General features: G+C 59.0%; 18 protein-coding genes and 3 pseudogenes. 15 read left to right on the plus strand and 6 right to left on the minus strand.

Features of this window, described 5'->3' with window-relative positions; genetic code table 11:
- Positions 1–274: 274 nt before the first annotated feature.
- Positions 275–652 carry a winged helix-turn-helix transcriptional regulator gene (locus AC0L2D_RS28480; protein ID WP_145923796.1) on the minus strand — a complete coding sequence of 126 codons (378 nt, stop codon included), beginning with the start codon at positions 650–652 and terminating at the stop codon, positions 275–277.
- A 349-nt stretch (positions 653–1,001) separates the two neighbouring features.
- Here AC0L2D_RS28480 and AC0L2D_RS28485 point away from each other — a divergent pair, with 349 nt between their 5' ends.
- A complete protein-coding gene (locus tag AC0L2D_RS28485; protein WP_050596322.1) occupies positions 1,002–1,508 on the plus strand; it encodes a hypothetical protein in 507 nt (168 codons plus the stop codon).
- A 588-nt stretch (positions 1,509–2,096) separates the two neighbouring features.
- Here AC0L2D_RS28485 and AC0L2D_RS28490 read toward each other — a convergent pair.
- On the minus strand, positions 2,097–2,282 hold the full coding sequence (locus tag AC0L2D_RS28490; RefSeq protein ID WP_027163082.1) for a hypothetical protein: 186 nt from the start codon (positions 2,280–2,282) through the stop codon (positions 2,097–2,099).
- Between the two features lie 391 nt (positions 2,283–2,673).
- On the opposite strand from AC0L2D_RS28490, the gene sbmA reads away from it, so the two are divergent.
- Positions 2,674–3,951, plus strand: coding sequence for a peptide antibiotic transporter SbmA (gene sbmA, locus AC0L2D_RS28495; RefSeq protein WP_473543505.1), 1,278 nt, complete (start codon positions 2,674–2,676; stop codon positions 3,949–3,951).
- Between the two features lie 26 nt (positions 3,952–3,977).
- Here sbmA and AC0L2D_RS28500 read toward each other — a convergent pair.
- A pseudogene (locus AC0L2D_RS28500) lies at positions 3,978–4,315 on the minus strand (polysaccharide deacetylase family protein); the annotation flags it as partial.
- Positions 4,316–5,739: 1,424 nt separating this feature from the next.
- Here AC0L2D_RS28500 and AC0L2D_RS28505 point away from each other — a divergent pair.
- A pseudogene (locus tag AC0L2D_RS28505) lies at positions 5,740–10,011 on the plus strand (Ulp1 family isopeptidase); the annotation flags it as partial.
- Positions 10,012–10,151: 140 nt separating this feature from the next.
- A pseudogene (locus AC0L2D_RS28510) lies at positions 10,152–10,640 on the plus strand (IS66 family transposase); the annotation flags it as partial.
- 42 nt (positions 10,641–10,682) lie between these two features.
- On the opposite strand, the gene virG reads toward AC0L2D_RS28510, so the two are convergent.
- Entirely contained in the window at positions 10,683–11,408 is a 726-nt protein-coding gene (gene virG / locus AC0L2D_RS28515) for a two-component system response regulator VirG (protein WP_473543507.1), read from the minus strand.
- A 1,266-nt stretch (positions 11,409–12,674) separates the two neighbouring features.
- Between virG and AC0L2D_RS28520 the strand changes: the two genes are divergently transcribed.
- From AC0L2D_RS28520 to virB11, 11 genes are all read left to right on the plus strand, one after another.
- Positions 12,675–13,457 carry a type IV secretion system lytic transglycosylase VirB1 gene (locus AC0L2D_RS28520; RefSeq protein WP_473543509.1) on the plus strand — a complete coding sequence of 261 codons (783 nt, stop codon included), beginning with the start codon at positions 12,675–12,677 and terminating at the stop codon, positions 13,455–13,457.
- Between the two features lie 74 nt (positions 13,458–13,531).
- Complete coding sequence (gene virB2, locus AC0L2D_RS28525; protein WP_473543590.1) at positions 13,532–13,837, plus strand: pilin major subunit VirB2; 306 nt, start codon at positions 13,532–13,534, stop codon at positions 13,835–13,837.
- Positions 13,837–14,163 carry a type IV secretion system protein VirB3 gene (locus AC0L2D_RS28530; RefSeq protein ID WP_473543510.1) on the plus strand — a complete coding sequence of 109 codons (327 nt, stop codon included), beginning with the start codon at positions 13,837–13,839 and terminating at the stop codon, positions 14,161–14,163. The genes virB2 and AC0L2D_RS28530 overlap by 1 nt, the downstream gene beginning before the upstream one ends.
- Complete coding sequence (locus tag AC0L2D_RS28535) at positions 14,163–16,532, plus strand: VirB4 family type IV secretion/conjugal transfer ATPase (protein ID WP_473543512.1); 2,370 nt, start codon at positions 14,163–14,165, stop codon at positions 16,530–16,532. Before AC0L2D_RS28530 ends, AC0L2D_RS28535 begins: the two co-directional genes overlap by 1 nt.
- Positions 16,533–16,545: 13 nt before the next feature.
- The gene (locus tag AC0L2D_RS28540) at positions 16,546–17,229 is read left to right on the plus strand and encodes a TrbJ/VirB5 family protein (protein ID WP_473543514.1); all 684 of its coding nucleotides are present in this window, start codon (positions 16,546–16,548) and stop codon (positions 17,227–17,229) included.
- A gap of 58 nt (positions 17,230–17,287) precedes the next feature.
- Entirely contained in the window at positions 17,288–18,175 is an 888-nt protein-coding gene (locus AC0L2D_RS28545) for a type IV secretion system protein (protein WP_473543516.1), read from the plus strand.
- A 22-nt stretch (positions 18,176–18,197) separates the two neighbouring features.
- Positions 18,198–18,356 carry a type IV secretion system lipoprotein VirB7 gene (locus AC0L2D_RS28550; RefSeq protein ID WP_082827328.1) on the plus strand — a complete coding sequence of 53 codons (159 nt, stop codon included), beginning with the start codon at positions 18,198–18,200 and terminating at the stop codon, positions 18,354–18,356.
- Positions 18,353–19,066, plus strand: a complete 714-nt coding sequence (locus AC0L2D_RS28555) for a type IV secretion system protein VirB8 (protein ID WP_473543518.1) — start codon at positions 18,353–18,355, stop codon at positions 19,064–19,066. Before AC0L2D_RS28550 ends, AC0L2D_RS28555 begins: the two co-directional genes overlap by 4 nt.
- Positions 19,063–19,944, plus strand: a complete 882-nt coding sequence (locus AC0L2D_RS28560; RefSeq protein WP_473543520.1) for a P-type conjugative transfer protein VirB9 — start codon at positions 19,063–19,065, stop codon at positions 19,942–19,944. The genes AC0L2D_RS28555 and AC0L2D_RS28560 overlap by 4 nt, the downstream gene beginning before the upstream one ends.
- Positions 19,941–21,083, plus strand: coding sequence for a type IV secretion system protein VirB10 (gene virB10 / locus AC0L2D_RS28565; RefSeq protein ID WP_473543522.1), 1,143 nt, complete (start codon positions 19,941–19,943; stop codon positions 21,081–21,083). Before AC0L2D_RS28560 ends, virB10 begins: the two co-directional genes overlap by 4 nt.
- On the plus strand, positions 21,067–22,107 hold the full coding sequence (virB11, locus tag AC0L2D_RS28570) for a P-type DNA transfer ATPase VirB11 (RefSeq protein ID WP_473543523.1): 1,041 nt from the start codon (positions 21,067–21,069) through the stop codon (positions 22,105–22,107). Before virB10 ends, virB11 begins: the two co-directional genes overlap by 17 nt.
- A gap of 115 nt (positions 22,108–22,222) precedes the next feature.
- Here virB11 and AC0L2D_RS28575 read toward each other — a convergent pair whose 3' ends face one another.
- The gene (locus AC0L2D_RS28575) at positions 22,223–24,694 is read right to left on the minus strand and encodes a two-component system VirA-like sensor kinase (protein WP_473543525.1); all 2,472 of its coding nucleotides are present in this window, start codon (positions 24,692–24,694) and stop codon (positions 22,223–22,225) included.
- A gap of 241 nt (positions 24,695–24,935) precedes the next feature.
- Complete coding sequence (locus AC0L2D_RS28580) at positions 24,936–25,688, minus strand: carbonic anhydrase (RefSeq protein WP_063171407.1); 753 nt, start codon at positions 25,686–25,688, stop codon at positions 24,936–24,938.
- Between the last annotated feature and the right edge of the window lie 830 nt (positions 25,689–26,518).

Genomic DNA, 26,518 nt, shown 5'->3' on the forward strand with positions numbered 1-26,518 from the left:
ACCGCGGTACGGAGCGGGTCGTCGATGCCTACAACGGCGAGGATTCAGGATCTCGATCGGCTAGCCAACGTTTGTTGAACCATTCGATGTTCCAACGTTGGCAGTGGTGCCCTCTTTGATGAATCGTGAACGGTGAGCCGATCAACTCAGGCTCCAAGACGATATAACGCCGGCAGACCACCCTCAGGCGGTGCCGCGCTCTTAGGGTGGTGGAGGCACGAAGCTGGCCTTGGGAGATGCACCCGAACCGACAATGGCATTTGGCCTCGATCCTCTACGAGCGCCTTGACGATGTGTGATCCCGATCGGCGGATGCACGCGGTCGGGCGACCTCAAGTGCTTCGCCGTCAGGCCCGCAAACAAGGCCGTTTGGGGCGGCAAACGCCTCGCCCCACTCCTTCATCGCGTTCAGGACCGGCGCGAGCGTCTTCCCGAACTCTGTGAGAGAGTACTCCATGCGGGGCGGCACTTCGGCAAAGACCTGGCGTTCGACCACGCCGTCGGTTTCGAGTTGTCGGAGTTGCATCGTGATGGAGCGCTGGCTCGGCTCGCCCACCATGCCCCGGAGTTCACCACGTCGTGGGCCGTTGAGGAGTTCGTAGATGATCAGCGGTTTCCACTTTCCGCCGGCCACGTCGACCGTCACCTCCACGGCACAGTTGTAGGCGAAGCTCCAATATGTACTTTATACACCTATAGGCAAATATTGCCTACAAGAACACTTGTGGCATCGATATCCCTTTGGTCATTGGCAATTGTCAGGAGACCGAGAATGAGAGCTGCTTTCTACTACGGGCGGGGTTCCGCGAAGGGCGTCCTCCAGATAGGTTCTCTTCCTGATTCCGAGCCCAATTCGGCGAGGTCCGGGTCAAGGTGGCCGTCTTCGGCCTGAACCCCTCGGATGTCAAGACAAGAACGGGCTTAGGCGGCAGGCCGATCCCCTTTCCCCGTGTGGTTCCCCATCAGGTGCGGCCGGGATCATCGACAAGGTTGGGCCGGGCATGTCCGAGGAGCGGATCGGCGAACGGGTCTGCGTTTTCAAGGCTCAGACAGGCCAGGCGTTCGGATCCGCGGACGAGTTCGTGGTGGTTCCTTCCTCCCATGCGCCCCCTCTTCCCGAGAATGCGTCGTTTGATGTCTGGGCATCGCGGCCATCACCGCCCATCGCTGCCTCTTCGCAGATGGTGATCTGCGCGGAAAGCGCGTTCTCGTCCAAGGCGGCGCGGGAGCCGTCGGCACGGCGGCCATCGTCCTCGCCAAATGGGCGGGAGGATCCGACGGTCAGGTTGTCGATGCCGTTCCTATCGACGATGTTCGGGGGCTATGCCTTCCGCTTCATATTCTTCTACACGATCCCTGAGGATGCGTTCCGCCAAGCAGTCGAAGAGGACTCCGCCTGCGGGGCGGCTGGGGCCTACTGGACGCAGATCGCGATGAAGCTGCCGCTCGACCGCTTGCCGAAGCGCATGAGGCACAGGAGAGGGGCAAGGCAGTCGGCAAGATCCTGATCGAAATCTGATCTGATCTTGCATTTTGGCGACGGAGCGTGCCACCCATCCCTCACTCGGAGTCGGGGCACATTTGCTGATTTCCTGCACGGCCTAAAAGCAGTCGTTCAGAAGATCGTCAACGGGCGGCTTCGAAAGCGCCGCCGGTAGTCGTTGGGCGTCAAGCCGACGATCCGGACCATGTCGGGATACGAGACCCAGTAGGTGCTGGGAGGATGACCTCGTCGCTTTCGCCGACGGGTGCCATCAAGGCGTTGTAGATGACCTGCTTCGATCCCACCCGTCACCTGATCGAAGTCGCAACGGGGCTATGCGATGATGGCCTGGCGCAGCGCCGGCGCATCGTTCACGGGCGTCTACCGCGTCTTGCCTGCTGCGAGGCGGCCAGGACCGCATCCTTGGGCCTCCTGTTGGCGCACGAGCGCCGTCGGCTGGGTAGCCAGCATCGCCCGCCGCCACCGAGACCGGCAACTGCTACGCAGAAGGACGAAGCCGATGCCACACATCCATTCCGCAAATCTTTCTATCTAACAATTCCCCGATTATCTGATGAGGAATATGAGGGCGCCAGGTGGCGTGGTGGGAGGCTCATCGGCCGATCACGAGGATTGGATGGCGGGTGACGAGGGCAATGACCGGCTTGAGCGTCGTCGCGGCAATGACAAGATCGAAGGTGGCGATGGCGATGATCACGGCATCGGCTGCGAGGGAAATGACTGAATCTGGGGCGGAACGGGCGACGACTATCTTCGCGGCGACAACGGCCGCTTCCAACGCGTCTCGTCGGCGAGGATCATGACAAGCTCTTCGGCGGTCCCGGCTACGATCTGCTCTCGTGGGTGACGCCAATGACAATTTGACCGGGGGGCCGGCAATGACACGTTTCTGTTCCAGTTCACAATTCGATCCACGGAGTAGTCGTAGGGACGGCGGACATTACCACTACAGCGATTTCAACGCGAAGGAGGACACTTTCGCCTTCGATGCGGTGGGCCGCTGCGACGACAGTTTTGGCGCGAACTTCGTCAACAAAGCCGCCGCATAGTCTGGCAGCCCGTCTGCGGGTGCGAAGGGCAAGCATGTGGTGGTGATCACTGACCCGTATGTCACCTCCCCCTGACAGCAACGCTGCTGATTTGCGCTTCAACCGAGGAGTTACCTCAACGTGTTCGTATCCTTCTTCCCGCAGCCGAAGCCTTTTTTCATCTCGGCCGCCGTCTGGAGCCTTCTGCTCGTCCTCCTGTGGTTTTTCGGCGGCGAACACCTTGGCACGATGCTCGGCATGCCGCCGGTCGATCCGCAGGCAGAACTCGTCATCAGCCCAATCAGATTCCTGACGCCGGCATTCCTCTGGTTTTGCGGATATTTCTTCGTCGGTATAGGCGTATTCTACCTTTTCTGGGCGCTGTATTCCCCGCATCGCTGGCAGAACTGGTCGATCCTTGGCTCTGGTTTGATCATTTTCGTCACCAATTTCATCGTCCAGCTCAGCGTGGCGCTCAATGACTGGCGCGGCATGTTTTACGACATGGTGCAGAGGGCACTCACCACACCGGGCTCCGTTTCCGCTGCCGAGCTTTACTACGGCGTATGGCAGTTTCTGTCCTTGGCTCTGGTCTATATGAGCATTGCCGTTCTGAACGTCTTTTTTGTCAGGCACTATGTGTTTCGCTGGCGCACCGCGATGAACAATTATTTTACCGCCTACTGGCCGCGGCTGCGCCATCTCGAAGGGGCGTCGCAGCGCGTTCAGGACGACACGATGCGCTTCTCCGGCACAATGCAGGGGCTCGGAGTGAACTTCATCGACTCCATCATGACCCTGATTGCATTCCTGCCTTTGCTGGCCTCCCTGTCCCTCCATGTCTCAACGCTTCCAATCGTCGGCGCAATCCCTTATCCACTGGTCATCGCGGCGGTCGGGTGGTCGCTGTTTGGCACCGGCTTGCTGGCAATCGTCGGCATCAAGCTTCCCGGCCTGGAATTTCGCAATCAGCGCGTTGAAGCCGCTCTGCGCAAGGAACTTGTCCTCGGCGAGGACGATACGGCACGCGCGCAGCCACCAACGCTGGCCGAGCTTTTCAGAAATGTTCGGAAGAACTATTTCACGTTATACACTCATTATGTCTACTTCGACATGGTCCGCTATCTCTATCTCCAAGTCGACAACGTTTTTGCTACCTTTCTTCTTGTTCCGACCTTAGCTCTTGGCAAGATAACATTTGGCGTTTTCCAGCAAATTGTCACCGCGTTTTCCCAAGTCGCCAGTTCGTTCCAATATCTCGTGAATTCCTGGCCGACCATCGTCGAGCTGATATCCATCTACAAACGCCTGCGCGCCTTCGAGGCGACGCTTGAAGGGGCGCCGCTAACGGAAATCGACCAAGACTATTTGGCGCGAGAGCGGGCCGGCTTGCGCCTTGAGGATCAGCCGGTAAGCTGAGCGTGGCGGGCGGCGGGCGCTTCTCGTCAGCCACCCACCGACGTCTGCTTTTCGCCGTCACGTCGCCGTGAAACATAGTCGCAATAGCTGATGCACTCGACATCGGGCTTAATGCAGACCTCGCCGGCAAAGCGCTCCAGCGCATGCCAGTAGGCGCTGTCATTCATCAGCGTGAAATTGGACCGAGTTCCAACGGAATGCGTTTGTCCTGGTACTGCATATCGAAGGCGGTGCGGAAGGGTCTGTCCGGTCGGCGAATTCGTCCGCCTTGCTCGGCCGCTCGAAGCCGCCGGAATAAGATGTAATCCATCGCGATCACCCGCGTTGTGTCGGGAGCTTCCGGAATCTGCGGCAGCGAGAAGCGCTCCCCCGGCTGGGCAAAGAGGACCCCGATAGCGGACAGGAGTTGCGAAACCCAGATAGAACGGCGTCTCGAACCAAAAGGCACGGATGTCAAACGTCATCAAAGCCTCGCCGCTACCCCCCTGGCGGAACGTTGCGTACAGACTTGCCGCGCAGAAGCCCAAGGCGAGTGAGCACGCGATGCTAAAAGCCGCGCCGCATCTGCGTTGCCGGTTTGCGCCTCCAGTTCCAGAGCAGCGGCGATCGCCGAGAACTTGATGCCTTCGTTCGACTTGTCTTCTTTCGCCGTATGGTGAAGCGCTACGAGCTCCGTCATTCATTGCCGCCGCGCCCTAACTGCCCGCCTCGGTGTCCGACTGATATTGGACGACCTGGGTGTTTTGGAGCACCACCGTGTTATTGCGGATCGCGACTTCCTTAAGGCGTCCGGCCAGACCCTTGATGCCCAGTCCGCAGCGCTCTTGGGCACGAGGCCGGCGTCGGGCCACCCACCGTTTGCTGCTCGTGCGAAAGATTTGCGCTAATCTGCCATCTGGTGCCCCGAACCAGAAGTGATGTGCAACCTATAATCGTCGGAAACGACGGAATGTTACCGTTGTGCAGACGGTCGGCCAAACCGCTGCGTCGGCTTGGACTATCCCCAGGTAGCGCCGGCTGCGGCAACCTCATCGCCGTTCCTTTCGGGGTTCATGGGCGTGTCTCGCAGACCTGGCTGTGGCCGTCAAAGTCGATGGCGATGATCTGGCGCCGCCGCGAGAGGAGACCAGTGACCTGCGCCATAGCAGCAATCGGCATTGAACTTACGGGCAAGAACGACGATGGGTTTGTCCTCGCCGAAGGACTCACGATGCCCTTCGGCCGACAGGGCTCACGCTCATCCGACGTCGCGTCCCAAGTTGGAGTACCGCGTCGGACCCACCAGCGGTCTGTATCTTGTCTTGGATTCCGTAGAATTTGAGCGGAGGCTTTGTAGTGTTGTTTTGTGTTTAATCGCCCAAAAGTGGCATAAGATTGCAGTGAGGAACGCCGGTCTACAGATTTGTTCCCCTGAGGGGCGCGAACCTTGTGCTCACCTGTTCTCGGTCACGGCTCTCGGCGTGACCCAGAGAGCTGCGAGAAGTCTCTGCGAGACTACAAGTGTAACACCATATTGGTTTAGCGGATCAAGCTTCGGGGGTAACCTCATGGGGTAGAGATACGACTCCTGGAAGCCGAGCAATGGATCGCGATAGCACACGGACACGTGCAGCTGGAAGTTCATCCCGCGACGGGAGGAGGGCCGAGCAACGGCGCACCGCTGCGCGGATTGGCGCAGAATATGACGATACAGTTTGATGTGAGGCTAGTGTGAACCCGCGAAATAGTAACCCATCCCGTGTAACAGCTTTGTCGCAGGTGCAGGGCGCCGGCTTGGGAGAGGGGCAGGCGGACCAGGCCCGGCAAGTGGGCTATAACCAGCACCTTGCCGAGGCCCGCAGGCTGTTGGATCAAGCTGACGAGTCGCCAACGAATCCAGAAGAGGTTCTGCGACTTGAACAGGGCTTCCGCGAAGTGCTTCAGCTACGGCAACATGATCAAGCCGCCTCGTCCTTTTTCAGCGACCCAGGGATGCCCGCTCGACGGGGTGACCTAAACAGCATCGTTGCCGACGCTTTCGCAGCCACCGGCTCTGGGCACGCCGGAGTTGAGGCCGCTGCCCCGCCGCCGTTAGCTGCCAGCCAACAGCAGACTCGGCCCTGGCCGGAAGCGCTTGACCAGAGCAATCGCCTGCTACCCGAGTGGGTGATCATCAACGACGAACATTACACAGCGCTGGTGCGGCCAGCCGAGAGGCAGAGGGTCCTGAATACGCCGCAAGCCGCCGCCATTCAGCCGCCGCGGAGCGAAATCGGCAATTCAGGCGGCCGCGTGCCGATGCAGCCCCTCGTGCAGCAATTGGGTGAATTGCCATTGGAAGCGGTACCCGTTCAAGGGAGAGGGTCCGAGCACACCCGAAGGCTGCATGCAGAGGCCGCGCCCTTCGCAAGGTCTGAGGCGCCCCCCGCTGCCATCGAGTACTCCATCAACGTCTCATTCGCCGTGCCCAAAGACTTCTCCCACGGGATTCAACGCGTCCCAGACGCAATGCTCTCTTTCGTGGACCGCCATGACCCCTTGCCGAATGCGGGCCGGACCCGGCAAGCGAGACTTGAGCAGCACGTGGCCGAGCCGCGCCGAGCGAGCGGCGACCCTGCTACCCGCTATCCCCATCTGTCCGACGAACATCGGGACGTGATTGATAAGGCGATCGCCGATGCTGAGGCTCAGCAACACCATAGCGCGGGGACGCTCCGAATATACTCGGCTGCGCTTCGCCGATTGGCGAATGATCTCGGCGCTCGTGGCCAAGCGACTGATCTAAAAAATCACCAGTCCCTGGTCGATCACGTAGATGCTTTCCTTCCGAAAAACGGTGATATAAAGACGGCTTTGAACTTCCTACGTGCATATCATGAGCCGGGCTATTCGGCGCCTGGCCGGCGGCCAGTGCCGTCGAAGGCAGACGCGCATCTCTTGGAACAAGTGGCCAATGACAGCAGGTTGGCCCCAGGCAGCCGTGCTGTCTATGGTCGTAAGCTTCGCAGATTTTCTGAGGCGCTGGAGAGTCAGGGTCGGACGATCTCTGGGCTGGATCATGATTCGCGGATCGAATTCGCCGAGAGGTTGTTTCCAGGCAACCGCAATCTGCTCTCCGCGCTGCAACGGGTTAGCGATACGGAACCCGCGTCAGACAGGATCATGGCGGACGCTTTCGCAGCGGCCGGCTTTGGACACGCCGGAGTTGAGGTCGCCGCCCCGCCAACGTTAGCTGCCAGCCAACACCGGCCCTGGCCGGATGCGCTTGATCAGGGCAACCACCTGCCACCCGAGCGGGTCATCATCAACGACGAACATTACACAGCGCTGGTGCGGCCAGCGGAGACGCAGAGGGCCCTGAATACGCCGCAAGCCGCCGCCATTCAGCAGCCGCCGAGCGAAATCGGCATTTCAGGCGGCCGCGTGCCGATGCAGCCCCCCATGCAGCAGCTGGGTGAATTGCCATTGGAAGCGGTACCCGTTCAAGGGACAGGGTCCGAATACACCCGAAGGCTGCATGCAGAGGCCGCGCCCTCCGCAAGGTATGAGGCACTCCCCGCTGCGATCGAGGACTCCATAAACGTCTCATTCGCTGTCCCCAAAGGCTTCTCTCATGGGACTCAACCCGTCCCAGACGCGATGCTCCCTTTCGTGGGCCGCAACGACCCCTTGCCTGATGCGGGCCAGGCCCGGCAAGCGGGCTTTGAGCCGCACGTGGCCGAGCCGCGCCGAGGCGGACCTGTCGCGAGTGGCGCCCGTGCCACCGGCTATCCCCATCTGTCCGACGAACACCGGGATCTTATCGATAAGGCGATCGCCCACGCTGCGGCTCAGCAAAAATTGAGCGTGAGAACCCTCCAAAATTATAGGCGTACACTTCGCCGATTGGCGAATGATCTCGGCGCTCGTGGCCAAGCGACTGATCTAAAAAATCACCAATCCCTGGTCGATCACGTCGATGCTTTCTTTCCGAAAAACGATGAAATGAAGCCGGCGTTGAGCGTTCTGCGTGCGTATCATGAGCCGGGCTATTCGGCTACTCGCGGGTGGCGAGTGCCGGTGCCCTCAAAGGCAGACGTGCATCTCTTGGAACAAGTGGCCAATGACAGCAGGTTGGCTCCAAGCAGCCGTGCTGTCTATGGTAGTATTCTTCGCAGATTTTCTGAGGTGCTGGAGAGTCAGGGTCTGACGATCTCTGGGCTGGATCATGATTCGCGGATCGAATTCGCCGAGAGGTTGTTTCCAGGCTACCGCAATCTGCTCTCCGCGCTGCAACGGGTTGGCGATGCGGAACCCGCGTCAGACAGGATCATGGCGGACGCTTTCGCAGCGGCCGGCTCTGGACACGCCGGAGTTGAGGCCGCCGCCCCGCCAACGTTAGCTGCCAGCCAACACCGGCCCTGGCCGGACGCGCTTGATCAGGGCAACCACCTGCCACCCGAGCGGTTCATCATCAACAATGAACATGACACAGCGCCGTTGCGGCCGACGGAGAGGCAGTGGGCCCTGAATCCGCTGCAAGCCGCCGCCATTCAGCAGCCGCTGAGCGAAGGCGGCCGCGTTCCGATGCAGCCCCCCATGCAGCACTTGGGTGAATTGCCATTGGCAGGGGTACCTGTTCAAGGCACAGGGTCCGAACACATTGGAAGCCTGCATGCGGAGGCCGGGTCCTTTGCAAGGTCTGACGCACCCCCCGCTGCGGTCGAGGACTTCATCAACATCCAATTCGCCGTCCCTGAAGGCTTCTCCCATGGGACTCAACGCGTCCCAGACGCGATGCTCTCTTCCTTGTACCATCATGGCCTCTTGCCGGACGCAGACCAGCCGGAATGGAACTATGAGATTAAAGGTCAGGGCTACACCGCCCGGAGGCCAGAGGGAGGCAACGACGTTTGGCTTGTCCATCGCGGTGCGATGAGGGAAGCTGCAGCCGCAGCAGTACTGGCAAGTGCTCCAGGACACGCCTTGCCTGCGACCGCCATGCTGTCAGACACCTATCGCGGTGTTCCGTTCGTCGATCTGACCAGCTCTTCCGATGCACGGATCGGAGCTTCTCCGTCAGGCTCGTCCAACCTCCCCGAGGGGGCGGTGCTCGGCGCCGACCTGCTGGGCGACGCCCATATCCACAGGGATTACCGGTTGCTGGAGCAGGACCTGCAGGTGGCCCACCCAGCGCTCGCCGCCCGAACGCGGTTGGTGGATCCGTTGGTCTCCCAGCAACTGCGCCGTCACGACCGGGACGCGCAACTTACATTGCTGTCCATCTATCATCACAGCGACGTCGCAGCCGACTTCGTGTTCCTGCCGGTGAACAGTGGCAATCCTTTGGCTACGGGGGAGAATCAGGGACGCACTGAGCATTGGTCGCTGCTGCTCGTTGATCGCCGCGACCCGGAAAGAGCGGTCGCCTATCACTACGACTCCATCCATCAGCGCGATGGACGGGGATACAATGACGCGCCTGCACGAGAGCTCGCAGCAAGACTGGACGCGACCGCCCTGGTGACACCCGAAATGGCCCGGCAGAACAACGGTGTTGATTGCGGCGTCTTCGTGTTGGACGGCACGCGCGCGCTGGTTCAGAGATTGGCGAACCAAGAGTGGCCGGAACGGCAGCGGCCGCTGCACCTCGACAAGCTCGTCGCCGATCGGCAGGCGCTGCAAAACCGACTGAGGCAGGGCCGCTTGCCGCACGAGCTTGCCGCAATCCCCGCGGAAGCCTTGGGAGCAGCCGGGTCGCAGGTGCAAGACGCCGTGTTGCAAGAGCAGCAAGCCCGACAAGTCGCGCCAGCGCCGTTTGACCAGCACTTGAGCAAGTCGCGCGAGGCCCCTAACGAGCTGCCGAGCCCACCTGACGGCAGCAACCGCGTGAACAGCGGGGGCGTCATCATCAACACTGAACATTACACAGCGCTGGTGAGACCGGCGAAGAGGCAGAGGACAGAGAATCCGCAAAGCCTCGCCATGGGGCGCCAGGCGAGCGAAGCAGACACGTCTTCCATCAGGCGTGACTCCGATCAAGCCCGAGCGGACCTCATGGCTTCCTCCAGAAGCCGAGAGCGCTCCGACGCAGGGCGTTGAGCTCGATGGCCAGGATGAAGTAGAACAGCTCTTTTGGCGACGGAGAGGCTGATGGGATCCCCGGACCGGTAGCTGTCGCCGCAATTGATCAGGCTGCCATTGCCACGTGATTGTAGACCTGGAAACGCGCCGATCGCCGCCAGGCGCTGAGACGGATCGCCGACCTCTACAGGATCGAGCCAGCGAACGACCGGCCGATAGACGCGGTGCGACGCGTCAGGAAAATAGCCGCGCTATTGTTGCCGACCTTGAACCTTTGGCTGCACGAAAGCTCGGCCTGATGGGTCACAAGACAAAGCTCGCCCGGTCAATACACGCTCTCACGTTGGGAAGGCGTTCCGCGCTTCATTAATGAAGGCCGCATCGAGATCGACAGCAACACCGTCGAGCGCTCAATCCGTCCGATTCGCGTTCAACCGCAAGAACGCGCTCTTCGCTGGCTCGAACGGCGGTGCCGAACACTGGGGCAGTCATGCATCGCTGATCGAAACCCGCAAGCATAATCGTGTCGAGCCACTCGGCTATCTCGCCGACGTCCTCAGCAGCATCGTCGACAGCCGTCCAAGCAGCCAGATCCACGACCTGCGCCTGCCTACACCCGGGCGCCCGAGCTGAAGCCTGTGGCCTGAGAACGCTGCTTTCGCTTGATCAGCCTCGTCTGCTAGCTCCTGTCACGCGGCCAAGCTGCCTCCGTAGCTGACGTCAACGTCAGCGTTGAAGAAGTACCCCGCACCACGACACGTCTTGACCAGGCGAGGATTGGCCGCATCAGCCTCGAGCTTTCGGCGCAAGCGCAAGATCAGGACATCGATACTTCGATCGTAGACCTCTTCTCCACGCACACGGCTCGCGAGCAAAAGCCGTTCTCTGGATAGTACGCTGCGGGGGTTCTCCAGGAACGCGATCAAGAGATTGAACTCACATGCGGTAAGCTTGACCTCGCCACGCTCTGCACAGATCAGCCGCCGCTGCTTGACGCTGAGCTTCCAGGCTCCAAACCGGAACGAGCGATGATCTTTCGTTCGCGGACTGGCAAGGCGCTGGCGTAGCGCTACGCGAATGCGGGCCAGGAACTCGCGCAGCCCGAAAGGCTTGGGAATGAAATCGGTTGCGCCGAGCTCCAGTGCAACGACTTTTTCCGCCTCATCAAGCCGGTCGCCGCTGATCACTATGATGGGTAAGTCCGATCTTGTCGCCAGATTGCGGACGATCGCAAGTCCATCCTCCCGGCCCAAGTTGAGGTCAACCACCACGAGGTCGACAGGCTCATGGGATAGAACGTAGTTAAACTGCTTGCTATCGTTGACGGCGGTCACCTTCAAGGCATGCATAATGAGATACTCGGCGATGAGGCGCCGCATTGCGGCATCATCGTCAATGACAAGGACATGTTTCAACGGCTCACCTTCATTTTGAATCCCTGGCTAAAGCTGTTGCCGAGCAACCTTGTGGCACCGATGCAGAACAGCTGCCCCTTGCTTACCACTCGCCGTGGCGTACGGCCAATGTGAGGCCGTTGCTCGTCCTGGTCTTCTCATCCACAGGCAATTGACCGCACCAAGCAGCCCGTGGCGACCAGACGGATCCAAGCGCCGGCATGACCCTGCCGTGGCCTCATTCGCTTTATCGCTTCGAGGTCGAATGCAGGCCTGTCAAACCACTCGACTTCGACGCACGGGCGCCCAGCTGCCTGCCATGTCCTTGCGTCGTCGCAGTTCTGGCGCTTGCGGAGCTGGATCATCTCGAAACAAAACCCGGTCGCGTGTCCGGCTCCGACGCGGTGGAGCAGCGCGGCGTTTGATTGATTGTAGAGGCGGCGGGCGCAAGAACGGCCGTCTCTGCTATAGTGGCCTTGGCCAATGGAATGTTTCCCGCCCACGGCGGGTTCTTCCGATGCGGCCGGCGGCGCCAAGCCCGGTGCGCGCGACCGGCAGGTCGGTGCGGCTACCATCCGAGCTAACATTTCTCAGTTGAATGCACACACTCCCTTTGAGCCAGTCACTATGCCTGCCGGTTGCGCCGTCGGACGCCGCCGATGGCGTGCGGTCATGTGCCGGTGGACTGTACATGATCCCCTCTGGCGGCCGGCCGAACAGCCGAATCAGGCTCGCACCAGGCTGGGCTGTGCCCCGACGTCTTCCGATTGACCTTCGCGCCGGGGATTTGCGCCTAGCTTCGCGGATGAGCTCGCGGTGTCGATGACCTGACCATGCAAGGCCGCGGATGACCATCCCCTTAAGCAAATCGCAGCATACGCAACGTTGGGCAGCTTGGCGCCTCTCGGTTCTCCCATTCGATTGACCCACGGCACCCGCAGTCCGAATAAGCCGCCGAGCTTCCATTTGCTTTTGACCAGGCGCCCGCAGACGACCCCATCACCCCCCATGACGCCGAAGCGGCGGCTTACGATCCAGCAGCAACGGACCGTCGGGATCACAGGGCGTCAACGTACCAGGATGCTTTGATATCGCGGGCTGATCGGGCCCGGGCCGCCCCGCGCATGCGCAAGATGCCCACCCACGCTGACACGAACAAGGTCTTTGTTTCAGTTGAAGCCGAAAAGCCGAACTTGAAAATCACGCAGTAACAAACCTCCCCGATAAGCGCGTGCCGGACAGGGCCAGAACCCGCCCGGCGGCGCTTGGAAAGGTAGGTGATAGGAAATGTTTATTGCAGCTTGGCCGCTGGCCATTGTCCTGTTGACATCCATGTCACTCCCAGCCGAGCCCGCGCCACTTTCGCCCCGTGAGTTCCACCGCCTGTCGCGCAAATGCGCACCCTGGGTTGCGCCGTCCACCCTTGCCGCGATTGCCAAGATTGAAAGTGGCTTTGAAACGCTGGTGGCCCATGACAACACCACAGGTGAGCAGCTTCGCTGGATAGACCTCCTGCAAGCCACGCGGGGCATCAAGGACCGCCTCGAAGCACAACATTCTGTCGATGTTGGATTGATGCAGATAAACAGCAAGAACTTTCCCATGCTCAATCTCACGCCGGAAAAGGCTTTCGAGCCCTGCGCCTCGCTTTCGGCTGCCGCCCACTTGCTTGAGAGCCGGTATGCCGGCGGCACGACTGCTCCGGCGCAGCAACTGGCGCTTCGCCGTGCCATCTCGGCCTATAACACGGGCGACGTCACGCGTGGCTTCGCCAACGGTTATGTACGCAAGGTCGAGTCGGCCGCAAAGGACATGTCAAGTCACCTTGAGCGAACGCTGGAGCCGGCCGCTCGAGATGCGCCACACCTTGAGGCACCCGGTCGCAAAGCCGTGCCGCCTCTGCTCCATCGGAGCCAACAGGCCAGTAGAAAGCAGCCCAACCAAAATTCCTGGGACATCTGGGGCTCCTATCAGGCAAACGGCTCCGGGGCCGATCCCTCCGGTCCGAAAGGCAGCCAGGCTGCGGAAGAGCGGGAACCCTCGAACCCGAACAAACTCGTATTCGATTAAATCTTGGAGATACAATGATGAAGCCACTCAAAATACTTCGTGCGCTTAAAACGCGTGTTCCTTCGCCTTTTTCCATGCTGCGCATGGCGGCGGAATATGTACCGGCCGCTGCTGCGGGCGTCGCGTGGACGGTCTTCTCCAGCGGGCCAGCCGCGGCCCAGGTGACCGGAGGGACGGATCCTGCAAAGATGGTCCAGAATATCTGCACCTTCATACTTGGCCCCTTCGGACAATCGCTGGCCGTGCTCGGACTCGTGGCCATCGGTATCTCGTGGATGTTCGGTCGTGCTTCACTTGGCCTGGTTGCGGGCGTCGTTGGAGGAATCGTCATCATGTTTGGCGCCAGCTTCCTGGGCAAGGCGCTCATAGGCGGCGGCTGATGAGCGACCGGTTGGAAGTGAGCACCCTCTATGTGGCGGCGACACGCCCCGCACTGTTTCTGGGGGTGCCGCTGACACTGGCCGGAGCGCTCATGATGTTGGCGGGGCTCGTCATCATCATCCTTAAGAACCCGCTTTATGAAGTCGTGCTCGTGCCACTCTGGTTCGGAGCACGGCTGATTGTTGAGCGTGACTATAACGCCGCAAGCGTCGTGTTCCTCTATTTGCAGACCGCCGGCAGAAGCGTGGACGGACAGGGCTGGGGCGGCGCGAGCGTCAGCGCCAATCCGATTAGAGTGCCAAAACGCGGAAGAGGAATGGTGTAATGTTTGGCGCCAGTGGCCGGACCGAGAGATCTGGCGAGATCTACCTTCCGTATATCGGTCATCTAAGCGATCAAGTTGTCCTTCTGGAGGACGGATCGATCATGGCCATGGCACATTTGAACGGACTGCCGTTTGATTTGGAAGACGCTGAGATGCGCAACTCGCGCTGCCGCGCGTTCAACACTCTCTTGCGCAACATAGCCGACGACAATGTCACGCTATACGCACACCTTGTGCGAAACAACGATGTGCCGGAACCGGTATCGCGCCAGTTTCAAAGCACATTCGCTGGCAGTCTGAGCGAGGCCTATGAGAGCCGTGTGCTGTCGGGCAAGCTGTTTCGCAACGATCACTTCCTCACTGTCATCGTGTTCCCCCGCACCGCCATCGGCAAGATCGGCTGGCGCATTGCCAAATCCCCCAGACGCGATGACAACGATCTGACCACACAAATGCGAAGCTTGGAGGACCTCTGGCAGATCATTTCTGGGTCACTCGGCGGTTACGGTCTGCGCCGGTTGGGTATTCGTGAGAAAGGCGACGTGCTCTTCACGGAAATCGGTGAGGCGCTTCGGCTGATAATGACGTGCCGGTTTCTTCCGGTTCCGATGGTTACCGGCTCACTTGGTGCCGCGATCTACACTGACCAGGTCATCTGCGGTAAGCGGGCGCTTGAGATTCGAAGACCCGGGGGTGGCTCCGTGGGATCATTGTTTTCGTTGCGTGAATATCCGGCGACCACGCGGCCAGGCATGCTAAATCCGTTGCTGTCCGCCAACTTCCCGCTTGTCCTTAGCCAGAGCTTTTCCTTCCTCACTCGGCCACAAGCTCATGCGAAGCTTAGCCTTAAGTCCAGCCAGATGACGAGCGCCGGCGACAAGGCTCTCACCCAGATCAATGAACTTGCCGAAGCAGAGGACGCACTGGCAAGCAACGAGTTCGTCATGGGTTCACATCATTTGAGCCTGTGCGTCTATGCTGACAGCCTCAACAGCCTTGGAGATCGCGCAGCAAATGCCCGCGCAAGGCTGGCCGACACGGGCGCCGTTATCGTCCAAGAGGGGATCGGCATGGAGGCCGCGTACTGGTCGCAACTTCCGGGAAACAACAGGTGGCGAACACGCCCCGGGGCGATCACGTCGCACAATTTTGCCGGGCTTGTCTCCTTTGAGAACTTCCCAAGCGGTTCCACTTCCGGCCACTGGGGCAAAGCTCTTGCGCGCTTTCGCACGAACGGGGGAACTTCTTTCGACTACATCCCCCATGAGAACGACGTCGGCATGACGGCGATATTCGGGCCCGTCGGCAAAGGCAAGACGACGCTGATGACCTTTATCCTCGCGATGCTTGAGCAAAGCGTAGTCGACCGCGATGGTGCCATCGTCTTTTTCGATAAGGACCGGGGTGGTGAACTGTTGGTGCGAGCCACGGGAGGGACATATCTGGCGTTGCGCAGAGGCGCTCCGAGCGGCTTGGCCCCTCTGCGTGGACTGGACAACACCTCCGCCTCGCTGGACTTTCTGCGCGAATGGTTGATGGCTCTAATCGAGAGTGACGGCCGTGGCCCGATCTCGCCGGAGGAAAGCCGTCGACTGGAGCGTGGCATTGTTCGTCAACTTTCGTTCGAACCCGTCATGCGTTCAATTGCGGGCTTGCGCGAATTCCTGCTGCACGGCCCCTCCGAGGGCGCTGGAGCGCGGCTGCAGCGGTGGTGTAGAGGGAACGCGCTTGGATGGGCCTTTGACGGCGATGTCGACGAAGTAAGGCTGGATGCCTGCATTACCGGCTTCGACATGACGCAGCTCCTGGAATTTGAGGAGGTCTGTGCGCCCGCCGCCGCGTATCTTCTGCATCGCGTGGGCGCTGTTGTCGATGGGCGTCGGTTCGTCATGAGCTGCGACGAATTTCGCTTCTATCTGCTTAACCCCCAGTTCTCGGCTGTTATCGACAAGTTCTTGCTCACCGTCCGCAAGAATAATGGGATGTTGATACTCGCAACGCAGCAGCCTGAACACGTGCTTGAATCGCCTCTCGGAGCCAGTCTCGTTGCGCAATGCATGACGAAGATTTTCTACCCATCACCGACGGCGGACCGGGGTGCGTATGTCGATGGCTTGAAGTGCACCACGCAGGAGTTCGAGGCAATCCGCCAGGGAATGGCAATTGGCAGCCGCAAGTTTTTGCTCAAGCGCGACAGCGGGAGTGTTGTTTGCGAATTCGATCTCGGCCAGATGCGCGAGCATGTAGCCGTACTCTCGGGGCGGGCCAACACCGTGCGCTTTGCCGACCAGCTTCGTGACCAACACGGAGATGCCCCAAGTGCGTGGCTCGACGAGTTCATGGCTCGTTACCACGAAGTTCAAGACTGACGGAGGAATATTCATGAGATTTGCCAAGCTTGCAGCAACAACGCTCGCTACTTCCTTTCTGCTTAGCACACAGGCCCGGTCGCAATTTATTGTCAGCGACCCAGTAACAGAAACACAATCGGCCTTAACAGCGGCTTCCACTGCGGCGATCCTTATAAAGTCAGCCGAGACGCTCGCTACCACGATCGAAATGGTGGAGATGCTAACGTCGTCATTCGGTGTCACGGGTGTGCTGGGCGCACTGAACCAAGGAAATCACTACCCGTCGAGCAACAAGCTGGAGGGGCAGATGTTTGATGCTCGGGCGCCAGCTTCGATTATGGCGCGTAACATTGCGCAGGACTCAGATCGGAGAGTCACCGGCACCGATGCAGAAGGGAAACTGTTAGAGGAGCAAATCGCTGGTGCCGCCAATGCCGCAGGTCTTGCAGCCGACACTCTGGACGTAATGGACAAGCGCCTTAAGGCTAACGACAACACGCTTGGTCAGCTTTCCAGCTCGAGAAATATTGTGCAGGCCACGGTGACCAATGGTCTGGTCCTCAAGCAGATTCACGATGCGATGATCCAAAATGCCCAGGCCACGAGTCTGCTGACGATGGCCACTGCACAAGCAAGCCTTCACGCCGCAGAGGAGGCCGCGATGCAGCGTCGCGAACGCCAGAAGACCGCTCGCATTTTTGGCGTCCTCCCGTAAACGACGCTGAGTTCATCCGGCTCAGCTGCGCTGATCAGCGACAAATCAGGCTCACGCCATGACTTTCAGAATTCACGCGCCATTCACGGCTATAGACACGATCTTTCATCAGGCCTTTACGTTAGGGCTGCACAACGTGCTTGAAAAAATCCAAGAGGCGGTCAGCGCGCCTCTGGTTGCGTGTGTCACGCTTTGGATAATAATCCAAGGCTGTCTGGTCATGCGTGGTCAAGTCGATGCGCGCGGGGGTATCTCGCGCGTAATCATGGTATCGATTGTCGTTGCTCTTATCTTAAGCCAGGCCAACTACCAGCAGTACATTGAAGCGGTCTTCGAAAAGACGATTCCAAGGCTTGCTCACCAGATCAGTGGCAGCGACTTGCCCTTCATCGGTATCCCCCAGAAGCTCGACATGATGTTTGCTTTAACTCAGTATTCCCTTCAGGTGGTTGCTTCCGAAATTGGGCCTATGAATGGCCAGGACATACTTGCTTTCCAGGGAGCGGAATGGATTTTCTACGGCGCGCTGTGGACAGCGTTCGAGATCTATGATGCCGTCGGAATTCTGACGAAGGTGCTTTTGGCGATCGGCCCCCTGGTTCTTGTAGGCTACCTTTTTGATCACACTCGAGACATGGCTACCAAATGGATCGGCCAACTGCTCTCGTATGGGCTGCTGCTTCTCCTCCTCAACATCGTTGCAACGATAGTTATCGCTGCCGAAGCAGCCTCGCTGGGAGTCATGCTTTTGGTGATCAAAAACTCCGGTACGACAGCAGCCAAGATCATCGGGCTTTACGAACTCGACATGCTTTTCCTAGCTGGCGACGCTCTGATCGTCGCGCTTCCGGCGATCGCCAGCAGCATCGCCGGCGGCTCTTGGGCAGGTGCGAACCAACTGCCTAGCAGCCTCACTCGCCCCCCTGCCAAAACGGCGCGTCGTTAATCAATCAACCGGTGCCAAAAACATGAAACGCTATCTACTGTTGTCAATCCTCGCTTTGGCGGCCTGCAAGACAACCGATCGGCTTGCGACCTGCACGGGTACGCCATTCCAACTGAACGCGGGACAATGGGAAACCACACCTGAGGATCTTCAGGTTGAGTGTACGGAAGAGCCCAAGTGAAGTTTCCTGAACATGCCCTTCTGGTGGAGAGAGAAACGCTAGCCGCCCACTACAAGCAGGTGGAAGCGTTTCAAACTTCACGAGCGAAGTCTGCGCGGCGCCTGTCAAAGGCCCTTATAGCCTTTGCCGCGGCGGCGGTCCTCGGAAATGTTGCCCAGGCATTTACCATCGCTGCCATGGTCCCCTTGGCCAAGCTCGTGCCTGTGTTCCTATGGGTACGGCCGGACGGGACCGTAGACAGCGAAGTGTCAATCTCTCGACTGCCCGCAACCCAAGACCGAGCCGTCATAAACGCTTCGCTGTGGGAATATGTGCGCCTGCGCGAGGGCTACACAGCAGATACAGCCCAATACGCCTATGATCTCGTATCCAGTTTCAGCGCACCGACTGTGCAACAGCAATATCAAGATTTCTTCAACTATCCCAATCCCACCTCGCCGCAAGTCACAGTCGGCAAGCGCGGCAAGCTCGAGGTCGGGCATATTTCATCAAACGACATCAGTCCCGACGTTCAGCAGATCCGATACAAACGTACGCTTGTTATCGATGGGCAGCCGCCGATAGTGACCTCCTGGACAGCTACCATCCGCTACGAGCGCTTGACGGGTCTGCCTGGGCAGTCGAGGCTCACCAATCCGGGAGGCCTACTCGTCACATCCTATCAAGCCTCGGAAGATACCGTATCGAACCTGGGCTTCGTGCAGCCATGACAAAAAGAGTATTTCTGGCGCTGGCCTGTTCACTCTTCCTGACGATGGAAGCGTGCGCCGAAGACACGCCACTTGCCGGCAAGCATGATGCGCGGATGCGCTACCTAGCCTACCGCCCCGACGAAGTGGTGCGCCTGTCGACCGCAGTGGGGGCAACGCTGGTTGTCACATTCGCGGCCAACGAGACTGTCGCAGCCGTGGCCGTTTCCAATAGCAAAGACCTGGCTGCGCTCCCGCGCGCCAACTATCTCTTTTTTAAGGCTAGCCGGATGCTGTCGCCACAGCCGGTCATCGTGCTGGCCGAGAGCGAGTCCGGTACACGCAGATACGTCTTCAGTATTTCAACCAAGGCGATGCCCAAACTCGATGAGAAGCAACCAGACCTATACTACAGTGTGCAGTTCACCTATCCAGGTGATGAGGCTGCTGCTCGGAGAAAGGAAGCAGAAAGACGCTCGATTCTTGGCCAGGCCCGGGCGAAAGTGCTGCAAGACCAGAGAGTTCAGGATTTGTTGAATCGGCCCGCCGCAACTGCCAGTCGGGACGCAAGCAATTTTCACTACGTCGCAAAGGGCGATCGATCGCTGGCGCCGCTGGAAGTCTTCGATAATGGCTTTACGACCGTATTTGGCTTCGCAGGCAATTCTCGCATACCCTCCCTCTACGTCATCAATCCCGACGGCAAGGAAGCCGCTGCCAATTACACGGTCAAAGGCGACTATGTTGAAGTATCCGCAGTCGCCCGGGAATGGCGTCTGAGAGATGGCAACACGGTCTTGTCCATCTTCAACAGGGCTTATGATCCTTTGGGACGAGCGCCAGGGACCGGTACGGTGACACCCAACGTGTGGCGCGTTTTGAAAGGCTCGGGCCGATGAATCTTACCGGCCCGCAGGCGGGACATGATGTCCATGCATCCGGATCGATGGTCTCGGAGCCGACCCGCCGGCATGTTTCGGGATCGCAGAAATTGGCCGTCGCTGCTCTCGTTCTCATCTCGTCTCTATCGCTCATCTGGCTCGGAGGTCGTTCCAGCACACAAGACGAGCCATCTCAGCCAAAACCGCCAATTGTCGATAACGCCGAGCCATTCCGCCCCGTGCCGATCGAGATTGCTCCTGAACCTCCAGCACCCGTACAGGCGGCGCAGGCGGCAGATCCTGCGCCATCCACGCCGCCCCCACCGGCGCCAGATGATCCGCCGCCGGAGGAATCACCAATTTTCGCCTACAGTGGCAGCGGTGAAATGCCCAATGACGATAAGCGGAGCGAAGACAAGCATAAAGATGCTCCGGCGACCGCGGATGAGATTTCAAACGGTGGCGACCTGTCAGGCCGATTGAAGCCAGATATACAGGAGCCGAGCCGGGCCACACTTTTGCCGCACCCTGATCTCGTGATTACTCAAGGAGCGATCATTCCCTGCATTCTGCAAACGGCAATTGACACAAATTTACCCGGCTATGTGAAGTGTGTTTTACCTAAAGACGTTCGCGGAACAACCAACAATGTCGTGCTCTTGGACCGCGGGACGACCGTGATTGGAGAAATCCAGAGCGGTCTCCAACAGGGTGATGCGCGTGTCTTCGTGCTGTGGACGCGGATCGAAACACCTGACCATGCCCTCGTTTCGATAGCATCGCCAGGCGCTGACGAGCTTGGCCGCTCCGGAATGCCTGGCACAGTGGACAATCACTTCCGGGAACGCTTTGGCGGCGCCATTCTCATGAGCGTCATTCAAGGCGCGTTTCAGGCGGCCGGTCAATACGCGGCCAGCTCTGGCGGCGGAAGCGGCATCAACAGCTTCCAGAGCAATGGTGGACAAGCCGTCGAGACGACGCTGAGAGCGACAGTTAACGTTCCGCCAACCCTGAAGAAAAACCAGGGAGATGCCGTGTCCATCTTTGTGGCTCGGGACCTCGATTTCTCAGATGTATACGATCTTAGAGCCACTGCCGTGGCGCCATCCCCTCAACATCGTGGACGCCGGAGAGACAACAATGCAATCCGAGGCTGATCCTCAATTGCGTTTGCTTCTGGAGCCCGTTCTGAAATGGCTTGAGGAGCCAAGGACCGAAGAGGTCGCTATCAACCGGCCTGGGGAAGCCTTTGTCCGACAGGGCGGCGTTTTCACGAAACACCCGCTGCCACTGTCTTATGACGATCTTGAGGACATCGCGATCCTCGCTGGAGCGCTGCGCAAGCAAGATGTTGGACCGCAAAGCCCTCTTTGTGCGACTGAGTTGCCGAACGGAGAGCGGCTGCAGATCTGTCTGCCGCCCGCTGTACCCTCAGGAACAATAAGCCTGACGATACGGCGTCCCTCAAGTCGTGTGACCGAACTCAAGGAAGTCTCCTCTCGCTACGAATACTCGCGTTGGAATCAATGGCGCTCACGAAAAGAGCGCCAGGAGCGGCAGGACGAAACGATTCTTCACCACTACGACCATGGTGACTTGGAGCAATTTTTGCGAGCCTGTGTCTGCGGGCGGCTCACCATGCTGCTTTGCGGACCTACTGGAAGCGGCAAAACGACAATGAGCAAGACTTTGATCGACGCTATACCCCCGCAAGAGAGGTTGATCAGTATCGAGGACACGCTCGAACTTGCAATCCCGCACGAGAACCATGTCCGGTTACTCTATCCGAAGGACCGGGCAGGCGCAGGTGCGGTGACGGCCGAGCAACTGTTGCAAGCCAGCTTGCGCATGCGCCCCGATCGAATTTTGCTTGGCGAGATGCGTGATGATGCCGCTTGGGCCTACCTTAGCGAAGTCGTTTCCGGCCATGCGGGATCGATATCCACGATCCATGGGGCTGATCCGGTCCAAGGTTTCAAAAAGCTCTTTTCACTCGTCAAGAGCAGCGCGCAAGGAGCCGCTGTGGAAGACCGCACGCTTCTTGACATGCTCTCGGCTGCTATTGACGTCATCGTACCGTTCCGTACCCAAGGCGACGTGTATGAGGTGGGAGAGGTATGGCTCGCCGCCGATGCCCGGCGACGGGGAGAGACAGTAGCCGACCTTCTCAACAAGCACTAAGGAACAACGTCTCGGGATCGATAAGCCGGTGATGTGACGCGTCATTTTGTTCTACTTCGATGTCTTTTGACGGGCTTTCTCGGAGTGCTTGGATAGCCTGAGCGAGTCGGCGGCATCATGCCATCATCATCGTACGAACCGCATGCTCCATTGTCCGGGACGAGACCGGCTTCGCTAGCCACAGGACGAAGGCTTGATTAGCAGATGTGACCGGCATGGGGTCGATTTCACCGACAACTATGACAGGCACCGTCATGAGGGTAGGGCATGCAGATTCTGCCTGTTCCCGCTCAACGAAAGGCATTCTACCCAAGATCAGCAGGTCAGCTGCCTTCCCGCTCTCGATCCAGCCGCAAAGACTTTCGAAGGTCGCGAAGCCGACCGGCTTGTAGCCCAGCGCGGCGACCTTGTCCTTGTAGATCTCCAACTCTGCTGAATCGGGCTCCACAACTGCAACGATTTCTCCGTTGCCAAGTGATCCGTCGTATGGGCCGAAAACGATGTCAGTGCTGACTGGCTCCTCCTCGCAGGCCGGTAAGTAGATATCAAAGCGCGTCCCTCGGCCAACAGCCGAGGTGACGTCAAGGCAGCCTGCGAGCGCGCTCACGTGCCTGTCCACCGCGGCAAGACCCAGCCCGGTCCCGCCGACGCGAGAGCGCGTGGTAAAAAAGGGCTCAAAGACATGCGGAAGGATCGAACTTGCGATTCCTGTGCCATCGTCGCTGATGGAGAGGAGAACGTAATCTCCAGGTCTCAAGGTTCCCTGAGCCAGCGGCCTTGTTTGGCACACCTGGGCGCGAGAAACGCTAACCTCGACACGGCCCTCCTTCAAGACAGCTTGCGACGCGTTTTTGCACAGATTCATGAGGATCTGCTGTATCTCGGTTGGGCTGCCCTCGATCACCGTTTCCCACTCGTTGATCTTGAAGTTCAACTGAACATCCGCACGAACTGTAACCCGCAGCAATGGCGCAAGATCCATAACAATTTCGGAGACATTGAAAGGCACTGGCACGCGCTTTCGGTTTCGGCTGAGGGACAAGATCTGGTCAACGATCAGCTTGGCTCGGTGGCCAGCTAAGATGATTTGGTCGATGTGGTTCCGAATTCGAGAGGGGCGACGCACCAGACTTTGGGCAATTTCTGAATATCCGATTATTGCGCCTAAAATATTGTTGAACTCATGTGTGACGCCGCTTGCGATCGTGCCGACAGTCCTCAGCCTTTCCACATGCTCCCATCGACTCACCAGAATGTCGCGTTCGTCATTTACACGTTGCATTTCAAGATGGTTGCTCAAACGCACAATGGCACTGGCAAGAACTCGCAGGTCGTCTGCTGAGGGGAGTGAGCGATCTCGTTCAAAAACAAGGATGCAAACCACAGCCTGCTGATCGGAGGCCCTGCAAGCTACAATTTGACAAAAGCCGGTCGTGCCTGGTGCGATCCGAACGATTTCAGCCGCCGGAACAACGTGAAACACTGGTCGTCCGGCGCGGACAAGTGAAACGACTTCATCAATAAGCGAGAGGTTCCAGACGGGTATGCACGTGTTCGCCACAAAGCACTCGGTCTGCCTGCTGAGACTCGGATCCACCAGAGCGAGCGCGCATTGATGCGAATCGAAAACGCGTTGAACGAGTCTAAGCGCTGCTTCGGTGGAAAGGCGCGCCGAGGCATTCTTTGCCTTACTATCGTTGAAGCGAGATTCGATCTCACGCATTGCCTCTTCAAGCTCCAACCGCCTTTTCAGCCGGTTCATCCGCAGATGCTGCCTGGAGGACCGAAGGATCGCAAACATGCAGAGGCATATGGACAGCAAGCCAAGGAAAAATCGCGTACGCTGCGCTTGCGCGCTGGCCAAAGCGTAGCCTTTCAAATGCTCTCGCTCCAGTTCGGCGGCCTTGGAGGATGTGTCGAGGGATGCGATCTGATTGGCAGCTTGGTCCCACCTCCACAATGAAGACGCGGCAGCGCCGGCCTTGCCTACAACATCCGCGGCAGCCCGGGCCTGGCTCGGAGCAAATCGGTCGGGAGGCTGATCCATCTGTGATGCGAGGGCGAGCCCCGGTTCGGCCGAACTCGCGATCAGCTTGGAAAGTACAACCCTGCGTGACGGTGCCCCCCCAAGGCGACCAAGCGAGCGAGCGAGATCAGCGAGACAGTTTTGCAAAAGCTGATCTTGCTTGACCAAGGCTGAGACGGCAGCCTCCTTGTCTTCGATCGAGTTTATGAGCTGCGCGCGCAATCTGGCTTGCCCAGAGCTCTCATCGGGCGAAACCCCGGGAGAGCGTTGCAAGTTTTCACGATTCCTTTGCAATGCCTGTCCGGCAGAAGCAACCGACCGGGAGTCCAATGCCATATCCGTCCGAGCGCGGGCGACGTCGCGCCGGAGCAATGCATCGTTGATCTGAATCGGTCGCAGTTGACTTAGGATCGCATCGTTGATCTGCGGGGGCTGCCCCTGCGTCCCGACCAAGAGCGCAACCGAGGCGGCTAGGGCGATTACAATTGCTTTGTCGGAGCTGAGCCGTGTTTCCCAAGGAAACGGCGTTTGATCCGCGGTGCACGCCTTGCGAAGGTCCAACCTGAAGTCCAGCTCGCCAGGCGTTCGGTATGCGGCCGGATGCTGCTGGAATAGGAAAGCCACGCCTACCTCTCACCCTTACGAGGACGGTTCAACACCGTCGCCAAACTTGGTTTTCGGTCACTTCCAGAACGAGAATGAGCGTCCAAAGGACCCCCGCGATGCGGAGCACATCGTTGCGTGGAAGCAGATGAATACAACGCGCAGGCGGTGCTTCGACCCTTCGCGGCTTCAGGGGTCCTCAGCTGAGGCCCAGGATGAAGCGCCGATTGGGTGAACGGATAGGGCGCGCGTTTCGGGGATACAGCGAGGTAAATCGCTCCATGTCTGCTGGGTCGACCTCAACCGGTTCCCTCGCCACCATCCAGTCGACGTTTTCCGTGCATGGTGGTGTTGTCAAAGATCCTTCATATGTCCAGTAGCCAAGCGAAGCCGGCAGAAGCTCGTTCGGATCGACGTCGTCGACCGTTGCCTCATCGCCTGACGTTGCTGGAAAAGCTGCAGCAAGCCTGGCAAAACTGGCATTTGTCGCGCCTGGTGTCAGAAACACGCCCAGCACACCCAAAGTATCGCTGTCGCGGTCCTTATGGACGAAATGCGCTTCCATCGGGAAACTCTTGCCTGCGACGTGGTGCTCGCTTGGCGCATGGAAGTGGAACTGTAGCAACTCACTGACGCGATCCCCTCGAGTGAGCGTGCTGCCTTGTTGCAGGTTGATTTGAATGGTGTGGCCGTTGTTCACCATCCTGCCGCCGCCCCTGTGCCAGCCTATGGCAATGCGCGGAATATCCGCTTTGACCGCGCCCTTGATATCGACCGGCGATTGCTGCATGCCCGCCGAGCAGACCAAATTCCTCTTGTCCAGATGCCCCCATTGTTCGGGTCCGACCGGGCCGGCATATCCCCATTCGGTGCTGGCCGTCCGCGCGGCTTCAGCGCAAATAGGACACGCGCCCAGTACAATGAACCCCTTGATCAGATTACGACGGTGCATATGCTTTGGCTCCTACTGAACACGTCAATTTGGCGCTGGCACGGGGGGACTGCAGGCGCAGCTGTGATGTGGGCGACGTCGTCGCATTTTGCGGTCCGAACAGTTCGGTACGCTACCATCGCGGACTTCAGCTCGGCCGACATGCGGTGTGATCAGTTATTTTCACCCGGCAGATGGTCCCTGCTACTTGAAAGCCATTGTCTCCACGACGGCCAATTGCCGTTGGGTCGCAGATCATATGGTCGACCCCTCCGAAGATCGCCTCGGCACCCTGGCCGCACTGGACAAGCGATTCCATGCAACGACTCCGACGGCGCCCACCACGCCAAGTGCTTCATATTCATCATTGGACAGCCAGAAAAATCGATTGCTTCGATAAGAACATCCATGACGTGGATGCATTGATGCCCGATTTGCGGTGCTGCTGAGGACACCGGCTCCACATCGGAGCGTCCGCCATATGTCGGCGACAATGACGCGGCGGAGAACTAGGCAAGGCAGCAAGAACGCGGAGCAAAGTGACTTATGCTGTCACGGTCCGCTGCGACTCAGACACGAATTGAATTGCCCTTGAAGATGGCCCGACCAGAACAAGATTCTTGGTGAATAGAACTGATTTTGCAACGACGCCCGCCGAAAACTGATCCTGAACCACTGAGGAAACTTGACGAGTGCCTGGACGGAGCGTCCAGGTGTCTACCGTTCTTGCCGTGCTGCCGAAGCTCTCGATATCGAGCAGCTCATCGCAATGGGGGTAGCACAAGTGGGATACAGATGGACGCACCCGGTGCTGAGCGCTCTATGCGAGCCTCGCTGAGCAGGCTATGAAG

It is taken from the genome of Mesorhizobium sp. WSM4833, assembly GCF_055811095.1.